Below are 24,805 nucleotides of genomic sequence, written 5' to 3'. Positions count from 1 at the left end.
ATTACTTTCCGCCAGCGCCCATGAGGCCCTGGACTAGTGCGCGGCGCGCGAAGAGGTAGGCGAGCAGAACCGGCACCATGGAGAGGGTCACGGCGGCCAGGAGGCCCGGGATGTTGATGCCGAATTGCGTCTGGAAGTTGAACAGGCCGAGGGTGACCACCCGGGTGGATTCCGACTGCGTCAGGATCAGCGGGAAGAGGAACCCGTTCCAGGCCTGGAGGGCCGAGAACACTGCGATGGTGGACAATCCACCCTTGGACAGAGGCAGAACCAGGCGAAGGAAGGAACGGGCGGGGGTGGCGCCGTCCATGGCCATTGCCTCGTACAGCTCGGGAGTAATATCCCGCATGGTTCCGCTGAGGATGATCGTGCAGATCGGAAGGGCGAAGGCCGCCGTCGGAAGGATAACGCCGAGCAGGTTGTCATAGAGGCCCACGGTATTGATCAGGTAGAACACCGGAACGATCACAGCCTGGGCGGGAATGGCCAGACCCAGGAGGAACACGCGGAAGATGACCGAGGCAGCGCGGCTCTGGCTCCGGACGATGGCGTAGCTCAGCGGGGGTACAAGGAGCAGGACCAGGCCAACAACGCCAACCGTAACGATGACCGTGTTCAAGAAGTACCGGCCGAAGCCGCTGGTGATGGCATCCACATAGTTCTGCAGCGTGAAGCTGGTCGGCAGGGACAGCGGCCCGTTGTCGCCGAACTCGGCACGGGTCTGGAAGGTAGCGGAGAGCATCACGTACAGCGGAACAGCGACGATGGCCAGCCAGATGAAGGCGCCGATGCCGGCGAGGTAATTCGGACGCGTTTTCATTTAGAGCCCCTCCAGGGAACTGCGCATCTTGTCGTATCCGGAAACGCGGACCACAGCAAATGAAATTGCCGTGGAGATGATGACCAGTACAAGGGCAATGGCGCTGCCGGCACCGAAGTCGAACCGTCGGAACGCTTCCTGGTACATGTGGAAAGCGGTGATGGTGGTACTGGTGCCCGGTCCGCCGTTGGTCAGGATCAGGACCGTTTCAAACGTGGTCAGGCCGCCCACCACCATCAGGATCACGGACGTGATGATGCTGTTTTTCAGCTGCGGAAGGGTGATGCTGAAGAACTGCCTGACGGTACCGGCGCCGTCAATCGACGCGGCCTGGTACAGGACCGGCGGAATCTGCTTGGCTGCACCCTGGTAAACTAGCGTGTGGAACGGCGTGAACTGCCACATGCCCACGAAGATCAGCACCGCGATGGCGCCGGTCTGGGTGCCCAGGACATTGCCGTCGCCAAACAGCCAGGACATCTGCCCCGGAATGCCGAAGTTGGGGTCAAGAAGGGCACGCCACAGGACGGAAATCGCGGCTGAGGACAGCAGCAGCGGAACAAAGTAGATGGCGCTCAGGATGGCGCGGTTTTTCTGCGTGCCGGCTGCCCAGACGCCCAGCAGGATGCTCAGCGGTGTCTGGGTCACGATGCCCAGCACAATAAACAGCAGGCTGAGCCAGAGGCTCTGGAGCATGACGGGGTCCTGGAAGAGGGATTCCCAGTTCTTGAGCCCTACGAATTTGGGGTCGCCGAGGCCTCTCCACGTGGTGAAAGACAGCACCGCCACCGCGATCAGCGGGACCAGCGCGAAGAGTCCGAAGAAGATGGTGGCAGGAAGGGCCCAGACAAAGCCGGGACGGCTCGAGGAGGAGCCGCCCCGGTGCACGGGACGGCCCTCTTCGGGGCCGCCCGCACGTGTCGGGCGCCTGCGGTTTGCAAGCGTCGTGGTCATGGTTTTTCCTAGAGGCTCTGCATGGCCTTGATGAAGCCGTCTTCGTCAATCTGTCCGCTGAAGAACTGGGAGACGGCGGTGAGGATGGTGACAGTCGCTTCCGGCGGGTACGCCTGGTCCCACGAAAGCTGGAAGGACGGCGCTTCCTTGACCAGGTTGAACTGGTACTTGGCGTATTCGGGATCCGCCGCCTTGTCGAGGAACTTCTCGGTATTCGTGGTGGTGGGGAGGTTACCGATGCCTACCTGCTCCTGCACGAACTGATCGGAGTACATGAGCTTCAGGAAATCGCGCGCGGCTTCCGGGTAGCGCGTGTTCTTGTGGATCGAGTAGAAGTTGTTGGTGTTGCCCACGAGGTTGTTCTCGTCGCCCTTTCCACCTTCGATCTTCGGGAACTCGCTGTAACCGAGGACCTCCGCGGCGAACTGCGCGTCGTTGCTCTGCTGGGTGGAGTACTCCCACGAACCCATCAGTTCAAAGCCGGCCTTGCCGCTCGCCAGCAGGGCGGGGGACCCGCCGTCGGTGAACTTCACCGAGTCGAAGTTGGTGCCGAACGCTCCTGCATCAACAAGCTCCCGCAGCATGCCAAGCGCTTTGCGGCTGTCTTCGGACTCCCAGACGCTGGTGTCGCCTTCGAGGGCCTTCTTGAAGAGGCCATCACCGGCAACCCGGTCGTAGAGGTACTCAAACCACATCAGTGTGGGCCACCGGTCACCGGCGCCCAGGGCGATGGGAGTGATGCCCTTGTCCTTGAGGATCTTGACGTCCTCGAGCAGTTCCTCCCAGGTTGCCGGAGGAGCTGTGATGCCCGCCTCGGCGAGGACCTTGGAGTTGTTGAAGAGCATGACCGGCTGCGTTCCACGCATGGGGATGCCGTATGCCTTTCCGTCTATCACTGCCGTGTCGAAGACCGACGGCAGGAAGGCGTCCTTCAGCTGGGGATCTTCCTTGATGAAGTCATCCAGGGGCAGCACCAGGTCCGCGTCCACGAAACTCTTGATGCTGCCGCCGCCCCAGTTGAATAAGATATCGGGAGCGGTGGGCGTATCCATGATGGTCTGCAGCTTGGACTGGTATTCGGCGCCCGGAATCTTGTCCAGGACCACCTTTACCTCAGATGTGGCGTTGAAGGTGTCGATGATCTTCTGTTCGACCGTATTGCCGGCATCTCCGTACATGGCAATGTGAATTTCATTTTCGGGCCGGTTCGCCGAGCCGGACCCTCCGGAGCAGCCGGCCATAGTAAGGCCAAGGGCCAGGGCCCCCAGGCCGGCAAGGCCCCGGGTAACCCATCCGTTCTTGTTCATCCTTGAACGCCTCTCGAAAGTTTCGATGCTTTGACCGAAAGTTGTTTGGTGGATCACAGTCTAGGACGGCTCCTCCTGCGGTGCAACCGTTTCGCCATGTTGCGAGCTTTTGACTGAAACTTTCGCTATGCTGTCCTCCATGACCAGCCCCGTTACTCCTTCCGATGCCCGCGTAACCTTGGCACAACTGGCGGAGGAGGCCGGCGTCTCGCTATCGACAATTTCAAAAGTCCTCAACGGCCGTTCCGATGTTTCCCGAAAAACCCGGGCGAAAGTTGAGGAGCTTTTGGAGGAACACGGGTACAAACGGCGCAATGCCGCGTCGAAATCTGCGCTACTTGAACTGGTCTTCCCAGAACTCGAGAGTGCCTGGGCGCTGGAAATCATCCGCGGGGTGGAGAATGTGGCCAAGGCGAACGGCATGAGCGTGATCCTTACGGAGAGCGGCACCAGGAAAGCGCCGGGTGAGGGCTGGGTTGAAGGAGTGATGGCCCGGCGGCCCGCTGGGGTGGTCCTGGTCTTCTCCGACCTGCCTTTGGAATACCGGCAGCAGCTGGAATCGCGCTCCATCCCGTTCGTGATCATCGACCCTGCCGGTGACCCCGCCCCCGATGTCCCGTCAGTGGGCTCGGCCAACTGGGCCGGCGGCATGATGGCCACCCGTCACCTGATCGAACTGGGCCACCGCCGCATTGCCGCAATTTCCGGTCCGGAGGACATGATGTGCTCACTGGCGCGCATCGACGGCTACAGTTCGGCCCTTAACACTGCCGGGATTCCGATTGACCGCTCCCTGATCCGCTACGGCAATTTCCATGTAGACGGCGGGCGTGGACACGCGCTCGAACTGCTGCAGATGAAGGACAGGCCCACCGCCATCTTCGCCGGGAGCGATCTGCAGGCTCTCGGCGTGCTGGATGCAGCCCGCCAGCTTGGGTTGTCCGTTCCGCAGCAGTTGTCCATCGTGGGATACGACGACCTCCAGGTGGCGCGGTGGTCCAGTCCTGCCCTCACCACCGTGCACCAGCCGCTGATCGAAATGGCCGAAGAAGCCGCCCGCATGGTCCTGCGCCTTCGGGAAGGTGACCGGCCCCAGAATCCGCGCCTTGACCTCGCAACATCCCTCGTTATCCGCCAGAGCACGGCAAGCCCCGGCGCCAGCTGACGCCTGTCCCAGTCCGGAAGGAACCGCATGTCATCCACCTCGAACCCCAACGGTGAGCTGATCACCCTTGAAGCGGGGAATTACGCAGCCGCTGTCACAACCGTTGGAGCGGGGCTGCAGCGCCTCTCCTTCCGGGGCCACGACCTGGTGCTGCCCTTCACCGCGGACCAGCTGCCCCCGGCTTACGCGGGGAAGACGCTCATGCCGTGGCCAAACAGGGTGGCGGGCGGAGCCTTTGCCTTTGGCGGCCAGCGCTTCGAACTGCCGGTCAACGAGGCGTCCACCGGAAGTGCGCTGCATGGGCTGGCGCTGTGGAGCGACTGGCGTGTGGAGCAGCGTACACAGGCCGCCGTGACCCTGACCCACGTGCTCCACGGCGAACCCGGATATCCTTTCCAGCTTGCCCTCTCCGTGTCCTATGCGCTGGATGAGGACGCCGGACTGCGGGTGGAACTTGGGGCACGCAACTGTGGCACTGCAGCGGCACCCTACGGCTGCGGCTCCCACCCCTACATCACGGTGGGCGGCGAGGACATTTCCAACTGCGAGCTGGGCTTCCGTGCCGGCAAGGTGCTTTTGACGGATGAGCAGCTCCGGCCTGCAGGGCTCATGGATACCAAGGGGACGGACTTTGATTTCTCGGAGATCCGGAGCGTTGGCGGTCAGTCGCTGGACCACGCCTTCACCGCCCTTCCCGAAGGGGAGTGGGACGTGACCCTGCGCAACCCGGCCCTCAAGCTGGCGGCCGCGGTGCGGTCAACGGGTACCCAGGCTCCGTGGGTGCAGCTCTACTCGGGCGAGTTGCGTGACCGCAAGGGGCTGGCGGTGGAGCCCATGAGCTGCCCGCCTGATGCCTTTAATTCGGGCCAGGACCTGGTCGTCCTGGAGCCCGGGCAGTCGCATGCCCTTGAATACCGGATCCACGCGCTGGAGGGGTAGGAAAAACGGCCCGGAACGTGGAGTTCCGGGCCGTTTCTTTGTTTCCAGGTTTCCGTGCGTCTACCGCTGGTAGGCCGGGTGCTGGCTGTAGCGCTTTTCCCCGCCCGGGTTCGCCGCGGCAAGGGTCGACTGCAGCGCGTAGTAGGAAGGCTTGCGGGTGTAGTCCTCCCACATCACCGTTGCCTCACCTTCTCCGCCGAAGAAGACAGGCACCCAGGAGTACTTGTCGTTGAAGCCCCAGATGGTGAAGGACTTGCATCCCTCAATGTTCAGGCATGCGTCCAGGGCCCGCTGGTAGTAGCTCGCCTGCTTGGCCAGCTGCTCGTCCGTGGGCTTGGTTCCGGCGGGAACGTCCATGCGGACGTCGATCTCAGTGACGGCCGTTTCCAGGCCAAGGTCCTCGAAGCGCTGGAGGTTTGCCTGCAGGTCGCCGGGGAAACCATAGCGGGTGCTCAGGTGGCCCTGGACGGCGAAGCCATCGACCTTCACGCCCTGTGCCAGGAGCTTCGAAATGAGGTTGACGTAGGCGGTGCTCTTGGGGTTGATGCTTTCCACGCCGTAGTCGTTGAAGAAGAGCTTGGCGCTGGGGTCGGCTTCGTGGGCCCAGTGGAAAGCGTCAGCGATGATTTCCGGCCCGAGTTCCCGGATCCAGATGTTGTCCGTGGTGCGCAGCGTGCCGTCGCCGTTGAAGATTTCATTGGCCACATCCCACTGCTGGATCTTGCCTGCGTACCGTCCCACCACTGTGGTGATGTGGTCCTTCAGGATGGAACGGAGTTCCTCCTTGCTGAAGTTGCCCTGTTCCAGCCAGGCGGGGTTCTGGCTGTGCCAGAACAGCGTGTGGCCGCGCACCACCTGTCCATGCTGCTGCGCGAATTCTACGATGGCGTCCATTTCCGCGAACCGGTACTGGTCGCGCTGGGGGTGGATGAATTCCCATTTCGCCTGGTTCTCAGGGGATACGGAGCTGAACTCCGCTGCCAGCACTTCCCGGTACTGGGCGTCAGAAGTGAAGGGGTTGGCGTAGGGCATTGTTTCGTGGTGGCCGCCGCCGGCGACAGCCGTGCCGATGCGGACGTCCTTGGGCGCGGCCCACCGCAGGGTGTCCTGCTTGGCCAGCCCGGGGGGCTGCGGCTTGTCCTCCTGTGCTGCCATGGCCGGCAATGCCGTGGGGAGGACAAAGGTCGACGCCAGGGCAGCGGCGGCGACGAGTTTTGCAACCTTCATGAAGAGCTCTCCCTTGAGGTACGAAAGAATCGGGCTAAAGCCCGACCAAGTTCCGGAACTTTCCGGAACTTGGTCGTAGTAGATTAGGAACATTCCGGAGAGACCGTCAAGGGTTTCGACAAAACTTCAGCCAGTTGTTGCAGCAGGCCGCCTATACTTGCAGCGGACCAGGAGGAATGCGTGCAGGAGAGTCACCGCCCGGCAGTCACAATTTCGGCCATTGCCGCGGAAGCGGGTGTATCCGTGCCCACGGTCTCCCGGGTGCTTAATGGCCGCGGCGATGTTGCTCCCCGCACCAGGGAACGCGTCGAAACCTTGCTCCGGGACTACGGCTACCAGCGCCGGGGAGCCCGCCCGGGGGCCGGGGCGCGCTCCGGCCTGATCGATCTGGTCTTCAACGACCTCGACAGCCCCTGGGCAGTGGAAATCATCCGTGGTGTGGAAGAGGCGGCCAACGAGGCAGGCGCTTCCACTGTTGTCTCGGCCATCCACCGCAAGTCCGGGGCCACATCCACGAGGCAGTGGCTGGACAACGTCAGCGCCCGGGCCAGCGACGGCGCTATCCTGGTGACCACCGACCTGGACTCGTTCCTCCGCGCCGAACTGCAGCGCCTCCAGATGCCCGCGGTGGTTGTTGATCCTGCCGGAGTGCCCGACCTCGACGTCCCGACTATCGGCGCCACCAACTGGACGGGGGCCGTGGGCGCCACCGAGCACCTGATTGGAACGGGGCACCGCCGCATAGGGTTCGTGGCCGGAACTCCAGGCCTGTGGTGCAGCAGGGCGAGGCTGGACGGCTACCGTGCGGGTCTTGACGCGGCGGGCATTGCATTCGACCCGGAACTCGTGGTTCAGGGGAACTTCGACTACCAGTCCGGCTTCCGGGCCGGCTGCGGGCTCCTGGAGCTGGCAGACCCGCCTTCAGCGGTCTTCGCATCAAGTGACCAAATGGCCCTTGGAGTTTATGAAGCGGTTCGCCAGAAGGGCTTCCGGGTGCCGGAGGACATCAGCGTCGTAGGTTTTGACGACCTTCCCGAATCCCGCTGGGCCTCGCCTCCCCTCACCACAGTGCGCCAGCCGCTGGCCGAGATGGGCAAGCTTGCGGCCCGCACGGTACTGCGCATGGTCCAAGGCGAAGGGCCGGAGAGTCCGCGCGTGGAACTCGCCACCCGCCTGGTAGTCCGCGAGAGCACCTCGGCGCCCGGCAGCCGCTGATTCCTTCCACAGGCAGCCCGAGGGCGCCCTTCTTCCGAAACAACCCTTGACGGCGCTTCCGGCAGGAGCATACGCTGAGCCCGTTCCGGAAACTACCGGAAATTCTCGCAATCCTCGCAGTGCTCCTCATCGCCTCACGCCCGAGCGCCAACCTTCTGGCGTCTTCAGCGGACCCCCGATGCCGTGATGCAGTGCGCGCGATGATCCGAAAGGACAGCAATGAAGCTCCCGATCCAACGCGCAGTCTCCCTGCGCCAGGCAACCCTCCCGCTCGCTGCAGCTGCCCTTGCCCTGGCCGCCTCGGTTCCGGCTGGCCTTGCAGGGGCTCCGGCCGCCCAGGCGGACACGGCAACTCCAGCAATCGTCGATTCCACAAGGCACGACGGCAAATACATCAGCCTTACATTTGATGACGGGCCGGACCCGGTGACCACGCCCAAGCTGCTCGCTGTGCTGGAGAAACACCATGTCAAGGCAACCTTCTGCTTGTGGGGGGACCACGTGAAGCAGCATCCGGAGATCGTGAGGCAGATTGCCGCCGCCGGACACCTGCTGTGCAACCACACCATGCATCACGACAACATGGGCACATGGAGCGCCGACGCCATCAGGGCGGACCTCCTGGAAACCAGTGCAGTCATCCGGGAAGCCGTTCCGGATGCAAAGATCGACTACTTCCGTGCGCCCTACGGAAGCTGGGGGCAGACACCCCAGGTGGCCGCCGAACTCGGCCTGCAGCCGCTCGGCTGGCAGCTGACCGTGAGCGACTGGGAGCCCCCGGGAACGGCAGAACTGATGAGGCGGATCCGCGAAGGCATTACGCCCGGCGTCGTGGTGCTCCTGCATGATGGCGGCGGCGACCGGACCCAAACAATGGAGGCAGTGGACCAGGTCATTCCGGAGCTCAAGTCGGAAGGCTGGAAGTTCGACCGTCCTGCCCGGCGCGGCTGACACTTCCAGGCAGGGCAGCGTCGGCCCGGCCGGCGCTGCCTCGGGACTTTCAGTCTTCGGGGAATGCGGATCCCAGCGTGGAGAGGACGCCGTAGGCCTTTGTCCGGATTTCCTCGTACTCCTCGTCAGGAATGGAATCAGCGGTGATGGCCCCGCCGACGCCGAGCGAAAGTTCCGCGGTACCGTCGCCTTCGTCGCTGATTACCAGGGTCCGGATGGCGACGGCGAGGTCGGTGGCCCCGTTCAGGGAGAAATAGCCGATAGCACCCGAATAGACGCCGCGGGGGCCATCCTCCAGCCGGTCGAGGATCGCCATGGTGCTGATCTTCGGCGCGCCCGTCATGGAGCCGGCCGGGAAGCAGGCGGCGACAGCCTCCGCACGCGATGATCCGGGCAGGAGGCGGGCGTCGATGGTGCTGACCATCTGGTGCACGGTGGCATAGCTTTCAATGGCGCACAGCCTGCTCACCGTGACGGTCCCCGGGACGGCGAAGTGGCTGAGGTCATTGCGCAGCAGGTCCACGATCATGATGTTCTCCGCCCGGTCCTTGAGGGAGGTGGCCAGGTCCGTCCGCAGCCGCTCATCCTCCGCCGGGTCAGCAGCCCGCCGGCGCGTTCCCTTGATCGGCTCGGCGCGCATGCCGCCGTCGGACGCGATCTTGAGGAACCGCTCCGGCGACGTGCTCGCCACCGTCAGGGCACCAAGCCGCAGGAAGCTTGCGAAGGGTGCGGGGTTCCTGCGGCGCAGCGCCAGGTATATGCCCCAGGGATCCAAGGTATTGGCGGGAACCCGGGCCGCCAGGGTGGTGGTGAGGCAGACTTCGTAGGTGTTGCCCTCTGCAATTTCGTGCTGCGAGGCGGCAATCTTCTTCCGGTAGGCGGTGCCGGTGTCCCGGCTGTAAAAGGCCGGAGCCGGTGAAAGCACGACGCCGGTGCTGCCGCCAACTTCCGCTGCTACCTCTCCTGCAGCATCCGCGCAGGCATCGTCCACGGCACGCCGCGCGGCCGCCAACCAGCCGTCCGCGTCGGGTGCTTCAAGGGCCAGGAGCCAGGTGGTGCCGTCGTGATGGTCCAGCACTACTGCCCGGCCAGCGAAAATCAGGGCGGCATCCGGGGTGTGCGCAGGCACGTCAGAACCGCCTGTTTCACGCTTCAGTTCGTACCCCAGGCAGCCCAGCCAGCCCAGCGTGAACTGGCCCGGATAGCCATCAGGGGCGCGGACGGCCCGGCGGCCCCAGACCGAATCGAGCAATCGGAAAAAGGGCCCGGCCACCCGGACGGTTGCCGAGCCGGCGCTGATCAGGCTTTCACCGGACCGGTGTGTCACCTCCTGCCCAAAGCTGCCGGAATTGTCCGCCATGATGGTGAACCGGCTGCGTTCGGCGGCAGTCGCGGCTTCTTCCCTGCCTGTTGCCCCGCTGGCCGTTGCCGCCGCGGCTGCCGCATTGGAGGAGTCCAGCCAGACGGCGCTGGCCGATCCGCTGTACAGTGACCGGAACAGGGCCGGGGCATCGGGTGTCCGGTCCAGCCGTTCCGCTTTGAGGCGGAGTCCCCTGCGGGCCGAGAGTTCCGGGGCGAGTACCGGGGCAAGCGCGGGAAGGTACGGAAGCAGGTTCAGCAGGTCAACCACGGCTGACCCGTCCGCGCGATTGAGCACACGGACCTCGGCGTGCCGCGGGACGTCGTCGGCCGCCAGCCATTCCTCTTCCTGCGCCGCCCATTGGTCCCAGTAGGGTGCATAGGTTGCACCGTCGCGCTCGAGGGCCCTGGTTTTCCGGACATCATCCGGCGAATCGGCCCATATGGCCGCGGCCAAAAAGGGGCGGGCCCCGGCGGCGGCTGCCCCCACTCCTTCCACGATGACGATCTCGGCCGGCAGCGTGACCCGTGCGCCGCCGTCGTAATGGTTTTCCCAGTCCCAGCTGACCCAGGTTGCTGCCTCACCGCGGCTCAGCGGGGTGAGGACGGTGGAAACATAGCGTTCGACGCCGGCCGCCAAACCGTTCCAGCCGGGGTAAATGTCCTCGAGGTGGAACAGGGAGACCTTGTGGTGGGCGCGCAACCGGGCGGCCAGTTCGACGGCGAGCGTGGTCTTCCCTGCGCCGGAGCGCCCGTCGATGGCGATAATGACGGGGGCTGGGCTCATATATTAGAGCGTACCGTTTTCAGAGGGCCTGCCGCTGCAGCTCTGCGGGGCTCCCGACTGCCGCTTTGATGTGGTCTACGATCCCCGGAATGGCCGCGTGGATCTGGCGCCAGACAACGTCGAAGTCCGCCTGCCCGCCGTACCACGGGTCTTCAATTCCCTGGTCCAACAGGTCTCGGCCTGCCATGGCCGGATCGAAGCTGCGGAGCATGCGGATCTTGCTTAGTGACTCGCCGTCCGGGGCTGCTTCACTCAGCCAGGCGTGGTGGTCGATGTCCAAAGCGAGGATCAGGTCCCGCTCCCGGAACCACTCGGGAAGCCACTCGCGTGCGATGTGCAGTTCAGAGGCGAGCTGGGTTGCCGCCAGGCGGCGGGCTGCGCGGGGGTCAATGGGCCGTCCGGCTTCGTAACCGGTAGTGCCGGCCGAATCGACTTCCACCAGGCCATCCAGCCCTTCCCGCTCCAGGGCCGCCTTCAGCATGGCTTCGGCCATGGGGGAGCGGCAGATGTTGCCGGTGCAGACGGCAATGACGCGGTATGGGCTCGGCGCTGAGTTCATAATGCTAAGCATGCGCGCTATTTGCGTCCGTTGGCTAGCGGCGCTTTCACATTACTTGACTGGTTTGTAAAGATGCATGACTTTCCGGCTCTTGGGTAGATATCACAGTTGAACCTGCGGGTATCTCCCGCGGGGTCAGTGCATCAAGGCCAGCAGGATGCCCACCGCGACGAAAAGCACCCCGAACACCTTGCTGAGGACCAGTTGGCCCCGGGGTGTCTGAGTGAAGCGCTGGAAGGACCGGGCCGCGGCGGCAAAGAAGAACCACATCACAAGGATGTCGATGGCTACGATGGTGGCAGTCAGCACTGCGTACTGCGTAAAGAGCGGCTGCCCGGGCCGGATGAACTGCGGTGTAAAGGCGAGGAAGAAGACGATGGCCTTGGGGTTCAGCAGATTGACCCAGAAGCCCCGCCTGAAGATTGACCAGGCAGGCTCATTCTGCAACGCTGCAGCTTGGTCCTGTTCCAGGTCCGGCTTGCTGAGGAACTGCCGGATGCCCAGGTAGATCAGGTAGGCGGCACCGGCGTACCTGATCACGTTGAAAACAACCGGCGAGCCTGCCACAAGGACGCCCACGCCCAGCGCCACGATCACCACGTGCAGCACAAGGGCCGCCTGCTGTCCGAGGATCCCCCAGATCGAGCGGCGGAACCCGGCGTTGAGCGAGTTGCTCATGGTGTTGATGGCTCCCGCGCCCGGGGTGAAGCTGATCAGGGCGCCGGCTCCGGCCAGGGCCAGCCAAAGGGAAAACTGCACCCATTAATCCTAGTGCCGGTGCCGCGCATGGTTTGACACCGCCGGCCGGACCTCCCGAGGCTAGGCCCGCGCGATAACCTCGCCGTTTGGAATCAGGAACCAGCCGTCGTCGGTGGAGCCCCAGCGGTGCCATCCGGCTGAGATGCGGGCAAGGTCGGCAGGGTTGGCGAACCCGTACTCCAGCGCCTGCTCCGCGAATGCGGAGTGCAAAACCCGCTCGCCCCACACCCTTGCCTGCCAGCGCCGCTGCTGCCCGGTGGCGTAAAGCCAGTTGCTGCTGCTGGGCGCAACATCAGTGAAACCCGCGGACTGGACCCAACTGACCAGCCGCCGCCCGGCGTCGGGCTCTGCTCCGTTGCGCCGCGCGATGCGCTGGTACAACTCCATCCACTCATCCAGCTCGGGAATTGCCGGATACCAGCTCATGCCATGGAAGTCGGCGTCGCGGACGGCAACGATGCCGCCCGGTTTTGTGACGCGGCGCATTTCGCGCAGGGCCTCGACGGGGTCCGTGAGGTGCTGCAGTACCTGATGGGCATGGACGACGTCGAACGTCTCGTCCTCGAACTCCAGGTCGTAAATGTTTCCCGCCACGAATTCGACGTTGGGCACTTCGCGTTCGACGGCGAGTTCCTTGGCCTGGGCGATGATGTCCGGCGAGCGGTCCAGGCCTGTGACCCTGCCGGGGCTTACGAGGGCGGCGAAGTCACAGGTGATGGTTCCGGGACCGCAGCCGACGTCGAGCACGTCCGCGCCCGGGGTCAGGTGCGGCAGGACAAACGCGGCGGAATTCTCGGCGGTCCTGGCGGCATGGGCGCGGATCACCGATTCGTGGTGGCCGTGCGTATAGACATCTTCTTCAGGCTGCTGGGCGCTCATAACCAAACGCTACCCCCAAACTAAGTAGCGCTAACTGTCTCTTTGGGCGCCCAAAACGGCAGTTGGCGCTACTTACTTGGGTGCGGGCGGGGAACCTGGCGGAGCGGCGGACTCCTCGCGCGCAGCCACGGTTGCTTCCACCATCGCTGTCATGAACCGGGAAACCGTCTCCAGCTCTTCCTCAGAAAAGTCAGCCATGGCGGTTCCCATTTTCTGCGAGAGCGGGGCGAAGATTGCGCCGCCGTCCTGGTACGCCTTGGGGGTCATCTTCAGCTGGACCTGGCGGCGGTCCGAGGCATGCGGCTCACGCACCACGTGCCCGGACCTGTCCAGCCTGTCGATCAGGGCCGTGGTGGCGGGGGAGCTGAGGTGCAGTTCCTTGCGAAGGAGGCCGGGCGTGACCACGTTGCCCCTGGCCGTGTGGGTCATGATGACGGCCAGCGCATTGAGGTCCGTCCGGTGCATGTCCTTGCGCCCCCCGGCGGTGTCCACGTACCGGTTCGCTTCCAGGGTGAACTCCTGGAGGAGCCGGACCAGGGGGTGCGGCGCATTGCCAGGGGCGGGTGCCACAGGCGGGGTGGGCGCAGTGGAAGGGCTGTTGCCTGCCATGGCCACCTCCTAGATTCATCCTGCTGACAGCGCCGGGACTGCCGGCCGTACTGACGGATACTACTTCAGCCTCCGGCCGCTTGCTCGATGGGGAGTAGACAAAAAACCTCGAACAGCACTTATCTCTACCGTGGAGATAGTCTATTCTGGAACTAACGTGATCGGACCCCTTAAGCACGGAAGGCATCCATGAAGCCTCGAACCGGAAGCGCCGGACGCGTCCCTTTCTGGCTGCGCTGGTTGGTCCCCGCCTTCCTCGTCCTCAGCTGGTTGGCGCTGGCTGGAGTGGGCGGGCCCACGTTCGGACGACTGGAGGAAGTGTCATCCAATGACCAGGCGTCCTTCCTGCCGGCCGGCGCCGAGGCCACCGCGGCACAGGACTGGCAGGCAAAGTTCCGTGACTCGAACGAGGTGCCGGGCGTCGTCGTCATTGAAAGTGATGAGCCATTCTCCCCGGCGGAACTCGGTGAAGTGGCAGCGCTCCGCACGGAACTTGGGGATCTGGACCTCGGCAGTGCTGTGGTTGGCCCCGTCCCATCGGAAGACGGCAAGGCCGTGCAGTTCATCGCACCCATCAGCGAGTCCTCAGTGGAAATCCAGGAGGCCGTCAAGGAACTCCGGGCAACGGTGGCTGAAGCTGCACCGGAGGGCATGCGGACATTCGTAACCGGTCCGGCCGGACTTGCCGCGGACTTCACCGCGGCCTTTGCCGGCATCGACGGCATCCTGCTGATGGTGGCGCTGGCGGCGGTGTTCGTCATCCTGCTGGTGGTCTACCGCTCCCTGCTGCTGCCCTTCATGGTGCTGCTGACGTCCGTCTTCGCGCTGTGTGCCGCCATCCTCCTGGTCTTCGGTATGGCGAAGGCCGGCTGGATCCAGCTCAACGGCCAAAGCCAGGGCATCCTTTCCATCCTGGTGATCGGTGCTGCCACCGATTACGCGCTGCTCTTCGTCGCCCGCTTCCGGGAAGCGCTGACCCACACCGCGGACCGCACCGCCGCCGTCCTGACAGCCTGGAAGGCGTCTTTCGAGCCCATCCTGGCTTCCGGCGCCACCGTGATCATCGCCCTGCTCTGCCTGCTCTTCTCCGACCTCAACTCCAACAAGGCCCTTGGTCCCGTAGCCGCTGCAGGCATCATCTGCTCGCTGTTCGCCGCACTTACCCTCCTGCCGGCGCTGATGGGGCTCCTGGGCCGCGCGGCCTTCTGGCCGTTCCGGCCAAAACTTGCACCCGCCGAGGAACGGGAACCCGGACTGGTCACCGGCCTTGAAGGCCAGAGGGGCCTGTGGCGGGCCATGGGTGCGCTGGTGCGGCGCCGGCCCCGGACCATCTGGATCGCCTCCGTCCTGCTGCTCGCGGTGGCGTCGGCCGGCGTGCTGCAGCTCAAGGCCAACGGCGTCCCGCAGACCGAAGTCATCCTGAGCGCCTCCAACGCCGTCGACGGCCAGGACGCGCTGGCACGCCACTTCGACGCCGGGAGCGGCAGCCCCGCCGTCGTGGTTGCTGACGAGGGCAAGGCACAGGAAGTGCTGGACAGGGTGAAAGCGGCCGACGGCGTGGGCGAGGCTTACCTGCTGGGCGCAGGCAGCGTGCCCATCACCGGAGCCCCGGGGACTCCCGGCGAGCCGGACGTCCGCGAGGGCAAGGTACTGATCAACGCCACCCTTGACTCAGCCGCGGATTCACTGGAAGCAGAAGAGGCGGTTAGAGCCTTGCGGCAGGAAGTCAAGACTGTGGACCCGGAGGCGTTGGTGGGCGGTGTCACGGCAACGGCCCTGGACACCAACACCACCGCCCAGCGCGACCTGGTGATCATCATCCCCGTGGTCCTGGTGGTGGTCCTCTTTATCCTGATGCTGCTGCTGCGGTCCATCCTGGCGCCGGTCCTGCTGGTGCTCTCCGTGGTGCTGTCCTACGCCGCGGCCATGGGAGTTTCCGCGCTGGTCTTCAACAACGTCCTGGGCTTCCCGGGCGCCGACGCCACCGTCCCGCTGTTCGGGTTCGTCTTCCTGGTTGCCCTGGGCGTGGACTACAACATCTTCCTGATGAGCCGCGTCCGCGAGGAGTCCCTGAAGCACGGCACCCGGCCGGGCATCCTCCGCGGCCTGGGCGTTACCGGCGGGGTGATCACGTCCGCCGGCGTGGTGCTGGCCGCCACGTTCGCCGCGCTGGGCGTCATTCCCATCATGTTCCTGGTGCAACTGGCCTTCATCGTGGCCTTCGGCGTCCTGCTGGACACCGTCCTGGTGCGCTCGCTGCTGGTGCCGGCGCTGGCCTACGACATTGGGCCGAAGATCTGGTGGCCCGGCAAGCTCGCCAAACCTGGCCTTTTTCCGGAGGCCCGGGGTGCCGCCGACCGGGAGGTCGCGGGGGTTTCCAGCCGAGGGTAGCCCACAGCAAGGGCCCTGTTGGCAGGTCCGGCTGGTGGATAGACTGCCTGTGCGCCCGGACGGACGCGGAACTCAAAGGAGAGATGCCTTATGACTGAGAATCCCGAAATCCCCGGCGAAGAGGCGCGGAGGGGCAGCAGTGCCCCCGGCCTTGAAGGCGAGGGAGGCCAGTACGTTGACGGCGATTACGGTGATGCCGGTTCCGTCGAATCCCCTGCCGCGAACCTCGAGGACGGCGAATATCCCGACGGCGACTACGGCGCCGCAGGTGCCGGCGGCGAAGCGCGCGCGGAGGACGGCATCCGTGAGCGGCTGACGGACGGCCAGGTCAACAGCACAGCCGACGAGCGCGGCCCGCTGCACGGCGGCCCGGACGTCGAACGGTAGGCACGTAGCGGCAACAGCAGCCCGGCGGCAGGTTCTCCCGCAGCGAAACGGAGGGTCGCCGTCGGGCCTTCTTTTGCCTGTAGCGGTGCCAAGGCGGGGAAACCGGGGGTGTCCCATGGGCCGGGAGGAGAAGTTGAGCGTACTCGACTCAACTTGGATTGACATCTATTGCTGCGCGAGTAAAGTTGAGTGCAGAACGCTCAATTAGCGGGCGCAACCAAGTTTCCAAGGAAAGAAGGAAGCAACACATGTCACGTGCAGTAGGTATCGACCTCGGAACCACCAACTCCGTCGTCTCCGTTCTCGAAGGTGGCGAGCCCACCGTTATTGCCAACGCCGAGGGTGGCCGCACCACGCCGTCGGTTGTTGCGTTCTCCAAGTCCGGCGAAGTCCTGGTTGGCGAAATTGCCAAGCGCCAGGCCGTCAACAACATCGAGCGCACCATCGCCTCCGTCAAGCGCCACATGGGCACCGACTGGAAGGTGGACATCGACGGCAAGAAGTACACGCCGCAGGAAATTTCCGCCCGTATCCTCATGAAGCTGAAGAACGACGCCGAGAGCTACCTGGGCGAAAAGGTCACCGATGCCGTCATCACCGTCCCGGCGTACTTCAACGACGCCGAGCGCCAGGCCACCAAGGAAGCCGGCGAAATCGCAGGCCTGAACGTCCTGCGCATCGTCAACGAGCCCACCGCCGCGGCACTCGCGTACGGCCTGGACAAGGGCAAGGAAGACGAACTCATCCTGGTCTTCGACCTCGGCGGCGGTACTTTCGACGTCTCCCTGCTGGAAGTCGGCAAGGACGAAGACAACTTCTCCACCATCCAGGTCCGCGCCACCGCCGGTGACAACCGCCTGGGCGGCGACGACTGGGACCAGCGCATCGTTGACTACCTGCTGAACCAGCTCAAGGTCAAGGGCATCGACCTGTCCAAGGACAAGATCGCCCTGCAGCGCCTCCGCGAAGCTGCCGAGCAGGCCAAGAAGGAACTGTCCTCCTCCACCAGCACCAACGTGTCGCTCCAGTACCTGTCCGTCACCCCCGACGGCCCGGTCCACCTGGACGAGCAGCTGACCCGCGCCAAGTTCCAGGACCTCACCAAGGACCTGCTCGAGCGCACCAAAAAGCCGTTCCACGACGTCATCAAGGAAGCCGGCATCAAGCTGTCCGACATCAACCACATCGTGCTGGTCGGCGGCTCCACCCGTATGCCCGCCGTTTCCGAGCTGGTCAAGGAACTGGCCGGCGGCAAGGAACCGAACAAGGGCGTCAACCCGGACGAGGTTGTGGCCGTTGGTGCAGCCCTGCAGGCAGGTGTGCTGAAGGGCGAGCGCAAGGACGTCCTCCTCATCGACGTCACCCCGCTGTCCCTCGGCATCGAAACCAAGGGCGGCGTGATGACGCACCTGATCGAGCGCAACACGGCCATCCCCACCAAGCGGTCCGAGACCTTCACCACCGCTGACGACAACCAGCCGTCCGTGGCCATCCAGGTCTTCCAGGGCGAGCGTGAGTTCACCCGCGACAACAAGCCGCTGGGCACGTTCGAACTGACCGGCATCGCACCTGCCCCGCGTGGCATCCCGCAGATCGAGGTCACCTTCGACATCGACGCCAACGGCATCGTCCACGTGTCCGCAAAGGACAAGGGCACGGGCAAGGAACAGTCCATGACCATCACCGGCGGCACCGCCCTCTCCAAGGAGGACATCGACCGCATGGTCCGGGACGCCGAGGAGCACGCAGCCGAGGACAAGGCCCGCCGCGAGGCCACGGACACCCGCAACAGCGCCGAGCAGCTCGCCTACTCCGTGGACAAGCTCATCGCCGACAACGCCGACAAGCTGCCCGAAGAGGTAAAGACCGAGGTCCAGACCGACGTCGACGACCTCAAGAAGGCCCTGGAAGGCACCGACGACGCCGCTGTGAAGTCCGCCTTCGAGAAGCTGCAGGCTTCCCAGACCAAGCTGGGCGAGGCCATCTACGCCCAGGCCGGTTCGCCCGACGGTGCCACCGGTGCTGCAGGCGGCGACGGCGCAGCAGGGGCCGGTGCCAAGGCTGACGAGGACATCGTCGACGCCGAAATCATCGACGAAGACGAAGCGAAGAAGTAGCCATGCCGCACCACGGTAACGAGGAAGAGCACATCTCATCCGCGAACCAGGAGGGCAAGGGCAACGACCAGGAACCGGTCATCCGGGACAACCGCAAAGTTGACCCGGTGACCGGCCAGGCCCGGCACCCGGAGGGCGGCGAGCCCGTCCCCGGTGCCGGGGCTTCGGATTCCGACGGCGACGCGCTGGCCCAGGCCGAGGAAATCCTTAACGGCGTGGAGGTGCCCGCCGCGGAATCCGTGGCCCAGGGTACCCCCAGCGCCGAGGCAGCCGAGCTGAAGAACGACCTCCTCCGCCTGCAGGCCGAGTACGTCAACTACCGCAAGCGCGTTGAACGCGACCGTGCCGTCGCAGGGGAAATGGCCGTCATCGGCGTCCTGAACTCCCTGCTTCCGGTGCTGGACGACGTCGACGCCGCCCGGCAGCACGGCGACCTCGCCGACGGACCCTTCGCCGCGATCGCCACCAAGCTGGAGAACGCGCTGAAGACCTACGGCCTGGTCCGCATTGACGAAACCGGCGTGGAGTTCGATCCGACCATCCACGAGGCCCTGATCCAGCAGCCCGGCGAGGACATCGAGGTTGACACCGTCAGCCAGGTACTCCGCTCCGGCTACAAGTCAGGAGAGCGCGTCCTCCGCGCAGCACAAGTGATTGTGGCCGTCCCGGCCTGACCCACCTTTCCACCTCCGCGGATGAGGGGGCCCCGCCCCTACGCTGGGCGGCTATGATCTTCGATCCATAGCCGCCCAGCTTCGGCAGCGGATAATGGCCTTCCCAACACTCGCAAGCTCGTGTCGGGGCCCTCGGCCAGATCCTTAGATGCCACTCCCGGGCCCCCTCATACGCTCCGGTGGAGCGGTAGTCTCGCCTTAATGCTTTTGTACTTTGAAAGGAAACGCCATTGGCTAGCCAGGATTGGGTGGACAAGGACTTTTACAAGATCCTTGGTGTTGCCAAGGACGCTTCCGACGCCGATATCAAGAAGGCTTACCGGAAGCTGGCCCGCGAGCACCACCCTGACAAGAATCCGGGGAACACCGCTTCCGAAAAGAAGTTCAAGGACATCTCCGAGGCCTATTCGGTGCTCTCGGATCCCGACGAGCGCCAGCAGTATGACGCCATCCGCGCCATGGGCAGCGGTGCCCGTTTTGCTCCCGGGAGTGCCGGTGCCGGCAACGGAGGGTTTGAGGACCTGTTCGGCGGCCTGTTTACGGGCAACACCGGCCGCCATGCCGGCGGGTTCAACCCCTCCGCGGGCGGCATTCCGCCGGAGTTCGCCGACCTCTTTGGCGGCGGCTTCGGGCAGACAGGCTTCCAGCGGGGACCGCAGAAGGGCGCGGACCGCACCGCAACCACCAGCATTTCGTTCGCCGGCGCCATCCGCGGCACCACCATTGGCCTGCGTGAGCCCAGCGGTGACGTCATCGACGTGCGCATTCCGGCCGGCATCAAGGACGGGCAGAAGGTTCGTGTCCGCGGCAAGGGCCAGCCGGGTCCGGCAGGCAACGGTGACCTGGTGGTGTCCGTCTCAGTCCAGCCACACGCGTTCTACACCCGCGACGGCGACAACCTCCGCATCCACGTCCCCGTCACCTTCCCCGAGGCTGCGCTGGGCGCCGACATCGAGGTGCCCACCATCGACGGCGAAAAGGTGCGGGTCCGCGTTCCGGCCGGGACGCCGTCGGGCCGTACCCTCCGGGTCAAGGGCAAAGGCGTGAAGACCTCGAAGGCAACTGGCGACCTGCTGGTGACCATCGACGTCGCCGTCCCCAAGAACCTGAACAAGGAAGCCGAGGCTGCCGTCAAGGCCTTCGCCGAGGCGACTTCCGGCTCCGATGTCCGGGAGGGCCTTGCCGCCAAGGCCCGGCTCTAGCAGGGGAGGCGTGCCGTGGACCTCAACGCTGACCAGCCGATCTTCGTGATTTCCGTGGCGGCCGAGCTGGCCGACATGCACCCGCAGACCCTCCGCCAGTACGACCGGCTGGGTATCGTCAAGCCCAGCCGGGCGCCCGGAAAATCGCGCCGGTACTCGCAACGGGACGTCAACATGCTCCGCGAGGTGCAGCGGTTGTCCCAGGAAGGCGTCTCGCTGGAAGGGATCAAGCGGATCCTGGAACTCGAGGACCAGGTGGCGGCCCTGCAGCAGCGGGTGACTGAACTGGCGGAGGAACTCGAACGCCGGCCCCGGCCTTTCGACTCCCGGATTTTTGCGGCAGGCGCGGCCGGTGATGTAGTGAGCCTGGCGCGCGGCCAGCGTCCCAGGCCCCGGTCGCAGGCCGTGGTGCTGTGGCGGCCCCGGGCGATCGGACAGTAAGTACTGCGCCAAGGCGCCGGCAAAAATTCGAGTACCCACTACTCGTGACCCTTCAGGCCCCCGGAAACTTCAATGGAACCACCGCTGGATCAGCAGTGGTTCCAAGTTTCTGGGGGTTTTCCATGTGTGGTTCTCAACGCAAGGCCCGGCCTTGAGCCCGGGAATGGAGGCAGTGGCCGCTTTCAGCGGCTCCGTTCCGGGCCAGGTGCTGTTGGCGCTCGGGCAGACGATCGTGGTGGTGTGCGTCTGCTTTGACATGGTCCGGGCGCTGTCCGTGCCACGGTCGCACCGCCGCTACCTGGCCAGCACGGTCTTCCGCACCCTTGCCGCCCCGGCCATGGGGTAGCGGCGGTCCGGCCGGCGCATTAGCCGTTGATGACCTGCGGAACGCCCAGGTGCTTCAGGCCTTCGATGCCGAACTCCAGGCCGTAGCCTGACTGCTTGGCGCCACCGAACGGGATACGCGGGTCCACCGCACCGTGGCGGTTGATCCAGACAGTGCCGGCCTGGATCCGGGACGCGACCTCGCGGGCGGCCTCGCGGTTGGCGGACCATACGGAGGCGCCCAGGCCGACGTCGAGCGCGTTGGCCTTCTCCACCGCTTCGTCAATGGTGCTGTAGCGGATGATCGGCAGGGCGGGGCCGAACTGTTCCTCCGCCACGAGCGGGTTGTCGTTGTCGATGTCCGCCACCAGGGTGGTGGGGTAGAAGTAGCCGGGCTGGTCCGTGTCCGGGTTCCCACCCACCAGGACGCGTGCGCCGGAAGCCTTCGCTGCCTCCACGAGGTCCGCGACGACGTCGTACTGTGCCTTGTTCTGCAGCGGGCCCAGGACGTTGTTCTCGTCCAGGCCATTACCCATGGGCATGGCTTTGGCCACGGCCGTGAGTTCCTGGCAGACGGCGTCGTAGATGCTGTCGTGCACGTAAAGGCGCTTGAGCGCCGCGCAGGTCTGGCCCGTGTTGAGGAAGGCGCCCCAGAAGACGTCCTCCGCGATGGCCTTGGGATCGGCGTCGGGCAGGAGGATGCCGGCATCGTTGCCGCCGAGCTCCAAGGTGAGCCGCTTGACGGTATCTGCGGAGGATCTGATGATGGCGCGGCCGGCTGCCGTTGAGCCGGTGAACATAACCTTGCCGATGGCAGGGTGCTCGGTGAGGCGGGCGCCGACCTCCCGGCCGCAGGACACAACAGACAGGACGCCTTCGGGGAGTTCCTCGTTGAGGACCTTGACAAGGGCCAGGACGGAGAGCGGGGTGTTGCCGGAGGGCTTGACCACCACGGTGTTGCCCATCCGCAGGGCGGGGGCGATCTGCCAGATGGCGATCATCATGGGCCAGTTCCAGGGGCCGATGGCCGCCACGACGCCGATGGGCTTGTAGTGCAGTTCGGCGCGGGTGTCGCCGTCGTCCACGATGGTTTCAGGCTCCAGCGGCAGGCCGGCGGTGGCGCGAAGCCATGCGACGCAGGCGCCGACTTCAAAGCGGGCGTTGGGCCCGTTCAGCGGCTTTCCCTGCTCGCGGGAGAGCAGCTGGGCGAGTTCCTCCGCGGAGCGTTCGACGGCGTCGGCTGCTTTCAGGAGCGCGGCTGACCGGGCACCGTGGCCCAGGGCAGCCCAGGCTGGCTGAGTGGCGACGGCTTCCGCGACGGCCTCCTCGACGTATTCGAGGGTGTGGACCGGGGCCTCGCCCACCGGTTCGCCCGTTGCCGGGTTCAGGATGGTCCTGCTGTCCTGGCCGGAGGCGGCTGAGATCGAAGCCAAAAGCGCGTCATAGGTTTCCAAGGGATACTCCACTTCGAGTAGGCATGGACGCCAGCCGGGCGGCGTAGCGGGTTACTCCCAAGTCTGGTGGAGGGGCCTGCCGGTCTCTTGTCCTTGAGCGCAGGACCGTTGACGCGGAGGGAACGGCAGTGAGATCACCCACGTTATTGTGAATTGCTCAAATTAAGGCCTAGAATGGAGAGCAGGCCGGCGCAGCCCTCGAGAAACCGCCGGGTGAATCCTCCCCGGATCCAGGCACATCGACCCCCACCCCCAGCAGCGAATACCACGCCCCTTGCTGCCCCCGCGGCCGCTCAGGTGCTGGACATTCCGCGCCGCCGCCATCCCCAAACAAGCAGGAGAACACCATGACTTTGCAATCCCAGCTCATTGAAGCCCCCGCAACAACAGCCACGCGCATCCCCCGCGGGGGCAGCTACATCACGCTTCCCGCCCACCTGGAAGCCGCACCCCGGGCTGAGGGCAGCTATGTCTCGCTGCCCGGTGCCCTCTCCGGAAGCGGCAGCAAGGCCCAGGGCACGTACGTGACGCTGCACTCGGCTCCGGCGGCGGAGACGGAGTTGAGCTACACCCGCGTGGGCTGACCCATCACAGAGCAGCGCCTGCCGCCCTTCCAGGGTGGCAGGCGCTTTTTGTTTTGGCCCTTGCGTCACAACCAGCGCGTTTTTGAATCACGAACGACGGCGGACCCCCGGTTTTCCGGGGGTCCCCGTTGAAAAGCTGGCCACTGTGGTTGAAAGTGTGCCCGGTGTGACGCTTCTGCGGCTGCGGCTACCTGGCGTAGGGGTCGGCGATGCCGATGTATTGGGTTGTGGTGTATTCGGCGATGCCTTCGGTGCCGCCTTCGCGCCCGAGGCCGGATTGTTTGACGCCGCCGAAGGGGGCTGCGGCGTTGGAGATGACGCCTGCGTTGAATCCGACCATGCCAAACTCGATTTGCTCCGCGACGCGGAGGAGCTTGTTGAGGTCGCGGCTGTAGAGGTAGGAGGCGAGCCCATACTCGGAGGCGTTGGCCAATGTGATGGCTTCTTCTTCGGTGGTGAAGGTGGTGACGGGGGCGACGGGGCCGAAGATTTCCTGGCCCAGGATTGCCGCGTCGTTGGGTACGTTGGCCAGGACGGTGGGCTGGTAGAAGTAGCCGGGACCGTCCACGGGTGCACCGCCGGTCACGGCCACGGCTCCGGCGTCGACCGCCGCGGTGACCAGGGCGTGGACGTCATCCCGGGCGCCGCCGTCGATCAGCGGGCCGACCTTGGTTTCCGGGTCGGTGCCGCGTCCGGTGGTCAGGGAGCCCATCGCCGCGGCGATTTTGCGGGTGAATTCCTGTGCGACGGATGCGTGGACGAGGAAGCGGTTGGCTGCGGTGCAGGCTTCGCCCATGTTCCGCATCTTTGCCGCCATGGCTCCTTCGACGGCGGCGTCGAGGTCGGCGTCTTCGAAGACGATGAAGGGTGCGTTCCCGCCGAGTTCCATGGAGGTGCGCAGGACGTTTTGGGCGGCGTCGGCCATCAGGCGTTTGCCGACCGGGGTGGATCCGGTGAAGGAGACCTTCCGGAGCCGGGCGTCTTTCAGCAGCGGTCCGGAGATGCCGGACGCCGAGGCGGAGGAGACGACGTTGAGGACGCCTGCGGGCAGGCCTGCGTCGATCATGGTCTGGGCGAAGTACTGGGCGGTGAGCGGGGTGAGCTTGGCGGGTTTGAGGACCATGGTGCAGCCGGCGGCGACCGCGGGGCCGACCTTGCGGGTGGCCATGGCGAGGGGGAAGTTCCAGGGGGTGATGAGCAGGCAGGGTCCGACGGGTTTGTGCTGGACGAGGATTTTGTTCTTGCCTTCGGGAGAAGGCAGGTAGCGGCCGTAGTCCCGGACGGTTTCTTCGGAGAACCAGCGCAGGAACTCCGCCCCGTACGTCACCTCGCCCCTGGCCTCAGTCAACGGTTTGCCCATCTCCAGGGTCATCAGCAGGGCAAAGTCCTCGGCCCGCTCGGTGACAAGGTCGAACGCACGGCGCAGGATCTCGGCCCGAACCCGGGGTGCGGTGCGGGCCCAGGAGGCCTGCGCGGCGTCGGCGGCGTCCAGCGCGGCGACCGCGTCCTCGCTCGTGGCGGAGGCGAGGGTGGCGAGCACTTGCCCGGTGGCGGGGTCGTGAACGTCGAACGTGCCGCCGTCGGACGCCTCCCGCCACTTCCCGTCGATCAGCAGTCCGGTCGGCACCGAGGCGAGGAGGGTTTGTTCGCGGTCGGACGTGACGGCAGGGGAAATTTCAGAAACGGTCATGAAAGTCCTAG

General features: G+C 65.2%; 23 protein-coding genes. 12 read left to right on the top strand and 11 right to left on the bottom strand.

What is annotated here, in order from left to right:
* Nucleotide 1: 1 nt before the first annotated feature.
* The 3 genes from ACLH0K_RS16610 to ACLH0K_RS16600 are packed head-to-tail and all read right to left on the bottom strand — an operon-like array spanning nucleotide 2 to nucleotide 3,081.
* Nucleotides 2-820: a carbohydrate ABC transporter permease gene (locus ACLH0K_RS16610; protein WP_411374635.1), complete on the bottom strand. Its 819-nt coding sequence runs from the start codon at nucleotides 818-820 to the stop codon at nucleotides 2-4.
* Entirely contained in the window at nucleotides 821-1,774 is a 954-nt protein-coding gene (locus tag ACLH0K_RS16605) for a carbohydrate ABC transporter permease (RefSeq protein ID WP_411374634.1), read from the bottom strand.
* A gap of 8 nt (nucleotides 1,775-1,782) precedes the next feature.
* Nucleotides 1,783-3,081 (bottom strand): extracellular solute-binding protein, encoded by a 1,299-nt coding sequence (locus tag ACLH0K_RS16600; protein WP_411374633.1) that lies wholly within the window; start codon nucleotides 3,079-3,081, stop codon nucleotides 1,783-1,785.
* Between the two features lie 139 nt (nucleotides 3,082-3,220).
* On the opposite strand from ACLH0K_RS16600, the gene ACLH0K_RS16595 reads away from it, so the two are divergent.
* Both ACLH0K_RS16595 and ACLH0K_RS16590 read left to right on the top strand, forming a co-directional pair.
* Entirely contained in the window at nucleotides 3,221-4,246 is a 1,026-nt protein-coding gene (locus tag ACLH0K_RS16595; RefSeq protein WP_411374632.1) for a LacI family DNA-binding transcriptional regulator, read from the top strand.
* 27 nt (nucleotides 4,247-4,273) lie between these two features.
* On the top strand, nucleotides 4,274-5,185 hold the full coding sequence (locus ACLH0K_RS16590) for an aldose-1-epimerase (RefSeq protein ID WP_411374631.1): 912 nt from the start codon (nucleotides 4,274-4,276) through the stop codon (nucleotides 5,183-5,185).
* Nucleotides 5,186-5,245: 60 nt separating this feature from the next.
* Here the strand turns inward: ACLH0K_RS16590 and ACLH0K_RS16585 are convergent, their stop codons facing one another.
* Nucleotides 5,246-6,412, bottom strand: a complete 1,167-nt coding sequence (locus tag ACLH0K_RS16585) for an endo-1,4-beta-xylanase (protein ID WP_411374630.1) — start codon at nucleotides 6,410-6,412, stop codon at nucleotides 5,246-5,248.
* A gap of 180 nt (nucleotides 6,413-6,592) precedes the next feature.
* On the opposite strand from ACLH0K_RS16585, the gene ACLH0K_RS16580 reads away from it, so the two are divergent.
* Nucleotides 6,593-7,627, top strand: a complete 1,035-nt coding sequence (locus ACLH0K_RS16580; RefSeq protein WP_411374629.1) for a LacI family DNA-binding transcriptional regulator — start codon at nucleotides 6,593-6,595, stop codon at nucleotides 7,625-7,627.
* Between the two features lie 219 nt (nucleotides 7,628-7,846).
* Nucleotides 7,847-8,578, top strand: a complete 732-nt coding sequence (locus ACLH0K_RS16575; protein ID WP_411374628.1) for a polysaccharide deacetylase family protein — start codon at nucleotides 7,847-7,849, stop codon at nucleotides 8,576-8,578.
* Nucleotides 8,579-8,627: 49 nt separating this feature from the next.
* On the opposite strand, the gene pabB is transcribed toward ACLH0K_RS16575, so the two are convergent.
* The 5 genes from pabB to ACLH0K_RS16550 form a co-directional block, all read right to left on the bottom strand.
* Nucleotides 8,628-10,724, bottom strand: a complete 2,097-nt coding sequence (gene pabB, locus ACLH0K_RS16570) for an aminodeoxychorismate synthase component I (RefSeq protein ID WP_411374627.1) — start codon at nucleotides 10,722-10,724, stop codon at nucleotides 8,628-8,630.
* Between the two features lie 19 nt (nucleotides 10,725-10,743).
* On the bottom strand, nucleotides 10,744-11,283 hold the full coding sequence (locus tag ACLH0K_RS16565) for a low molecular weight protein-tyrosine-phosphatase (protein ID WP_411374626.1): 540 nt from the start codon (nucleotides 11,281-11,283) through the stop codon (nucleotides 10,744-10,746).
* A gap of 135 nt (nucleotides 11,284-11,418) precedes the next feature.
* Nucleotides 11,419-12,042, bottom strand: coding sequence for a LysE family transporter (locus tag ACLH0K_RS16560; protein ID WP_411374625.1), 624 nt, complete (start codon nucleotides 12,040-12,042; stop codon nucleotides 11,419-11,421).
* A gap of 60 nt (nucleotides 12,043-12,102) precedes the next feature.
* Nucleotides 12,103-12,921: a methyltransferase domain-containing protein gene (locus tag ACLH0K_RS16555; RefSeq protein ID WP_411374624.1), complete on the bottom strand. Its 819-nt coding sequence runs from the start codon at nucleotides 12,919-12,921 to the stop codon at nucleotides 12,103-12,105.
* Nucleotides 12,922-12,993: 72 nt separating this feature from the next.
* Complete coding sequence (locus tag ACLH0K_RS16550; RefSeq protein WP_411374623.1) at nucleotides 12,994-13,530, bottom strand: MarR family winged helix-turn-helix transcriptional regulator; 537 nt, start codon at nucleotides 13,528-13,530, stop codon at nucleotides 12,994-12,996.
* Nucleotides 13,531-13,719: 189 nt separating this feature from the next.
* Between ACLH0K_RS16550 and ACLH0K_RS16545 the strand changes: the two genes are divergently transcribed.
* The 7 genes from ACLH0K_RS16545 to ACLH0K_RS16515 all read left to right on the top strand — a co-directional run bounded on the left by ACLH0K_RS16545 (nucleotide 13,720) and on the right by ACLH0K_RS16515 (nucleotide 21,088).
* Nucleotides 13,720-15,921 carry an MMPL family transporter gene (locus ACLH0K_RS16545; RefSeq protein WP_411374622.1) on the top strand — a complete coding sequence of 734 codons (2,202 nt, stop codon included), beginning with the start codon at nucleotides 13,720-13,722 and terminating at the stop codon, nucleotides 15,919-15,921.
* Between the two features lie 90 nt (nucleotides 15,922-16,011).
* Nucleotides 16,012-16,308 carry a hypothetical protein gene (locus ACLH0K_RS16540; protein WP_411374621.1) on the top strand — a complete coding sequence of 99 codons (297 nt, stop codon included), beginning with the start codon at nucleotides 16,012-16,014 and terminating at the stop codon, nucleotides 16,306-16,308.
* A gap of 248 nt (nucleotides 16,309-16,556) precedes the next feature.
* Complete coding sequence (gene dnaK, locus ACLH0K_RS16535) at nucleotides 16,557-18,425, top strand: molecular chaperone DnaK (RefSeq protein WP_411374620.1); 1,869 nt, start codon at nucleotides 16,557-16,559, stop codon at nucleotides 18,423-18,425.
* A gap of 2 nt (nucleotides 18,426-18,427) precedes the next feature.
* Nucleotides 18,428-19,099: a nucleotide exchange factor GrpE gene (locus ACLH0K_RS16530; RefSeq protein ID WP_411374619.1), complete on the top strand. Its 672-nt coding sequence runs from the start codon at nucleotides 18,428-18,430 to the stop codon at nucleotides 19,097-19,099.
* 230 nt (nucleotides 19,100-19,329) lie between these two features.
* Nucleotides 19,330-20,301: a DnaJ C-terminal domain-containing protein gene (locus ACLH0K_RS16525; protein ID WP_411374618.1), complete on the top strand. Its 972-nt coding sequence runs from the start codon at nucleotides 19,330-19,332 to the stop codon at nucleotides 20,299-20,301.
* A gap of 15 nt (nucleotides 20,302-20,316) precedes the next feature.
* Nucleotides 20,317-20,742: a heat shock protein transcriptional repressor HspR gene (locus tag ACLH0K_RS16520; RefSeq protein WP_411374617.1), complete on the top strand. Its 426-nt coding sequence runs from the start codon at nucleotides 20,317-20,319 to the stop codon at nucleotides 20,740-20,742.
* Between the two features lie 172 nt (nucleotides 20,743-20,914).
* Nucleotides 20,915-21,088, top strand: a complete 174-nt coding sequence (locus ACLH0K_RS16515) for a hypothetical protein (RefSeq protein ID WP_411376541.1) — start codon at nucleotides 20,915-20,917, stop codon at nucleotides 21,086-21,088.
* 19 nt (nucleotides 21,089-21,107) lie between these two features.
* Here the strand turns inward: ACLH0K_RS16515 and ACLH0K_RS16510 are convergent, their stop codons facing one another.
* Nucleotides 21,108-22,520, bottom strand: coding sequence for an aldehyde dehydrogenase family protein (locus ACLH0K_RS16510; RefSeq protein WP_411374616.1), 1,413 nt, complete (start codon nucleotides 22,518-22,520; stop codon nucleotides 21,108-21,110).
* 347 nt (nucleotides 22,521-22,867) lie between these two features.
* On the opposite strand from ACLH0K_RS16510, the gene ACLH0K_RS16505 reads away from it, so the two are divergent.
* On the top strand, nucleotides 22,868-23,104 hold the full coding sequence (locus tag ACLH0K_RS16505) for a hypothetical protein (protein WP_411374615.1): 237 nt from the start codon (nucleotides 22,868-22,870) through the stop codon (nucleotides 23,102-23,104).
* Between the two features lie 187 nt (nucleotides 23,105-23,291).
* On the opposite strand, the gene ACLH0K_RS16500 is transcribed toward ACLH0K_RS16505, so the two are convergent.
* Nucleotides 23,292-24,794: an NAD-dependent succinate-semialdehyde dehydrogenase gene (locus ACLH0K_RS16500; protein ID WP_411374614.1), complete on the bottom strand. Its 1,503-nt coding sequence runs from the start codon at nucleotides 24,792-24,794 to the stop codon at nucleotides 23,292-23,294.
* Between the last annotated feature and the right edge of the window lie 11 nt (nucleotides 24,795-24,805).

It is taken from the genome of Arthrobacter sp. MPF02 (assembly GCF_046605375.1).
In the GTDB taxonomy this organism is placed as follows: Bacteria; Actinomycetota; Actinomycetes; order Actinomycetales; family Micrococcaceae; genus Arthrobacter.
This window is presented reverse-complemented; position numbering and strand designations above follow the sequence as displayed.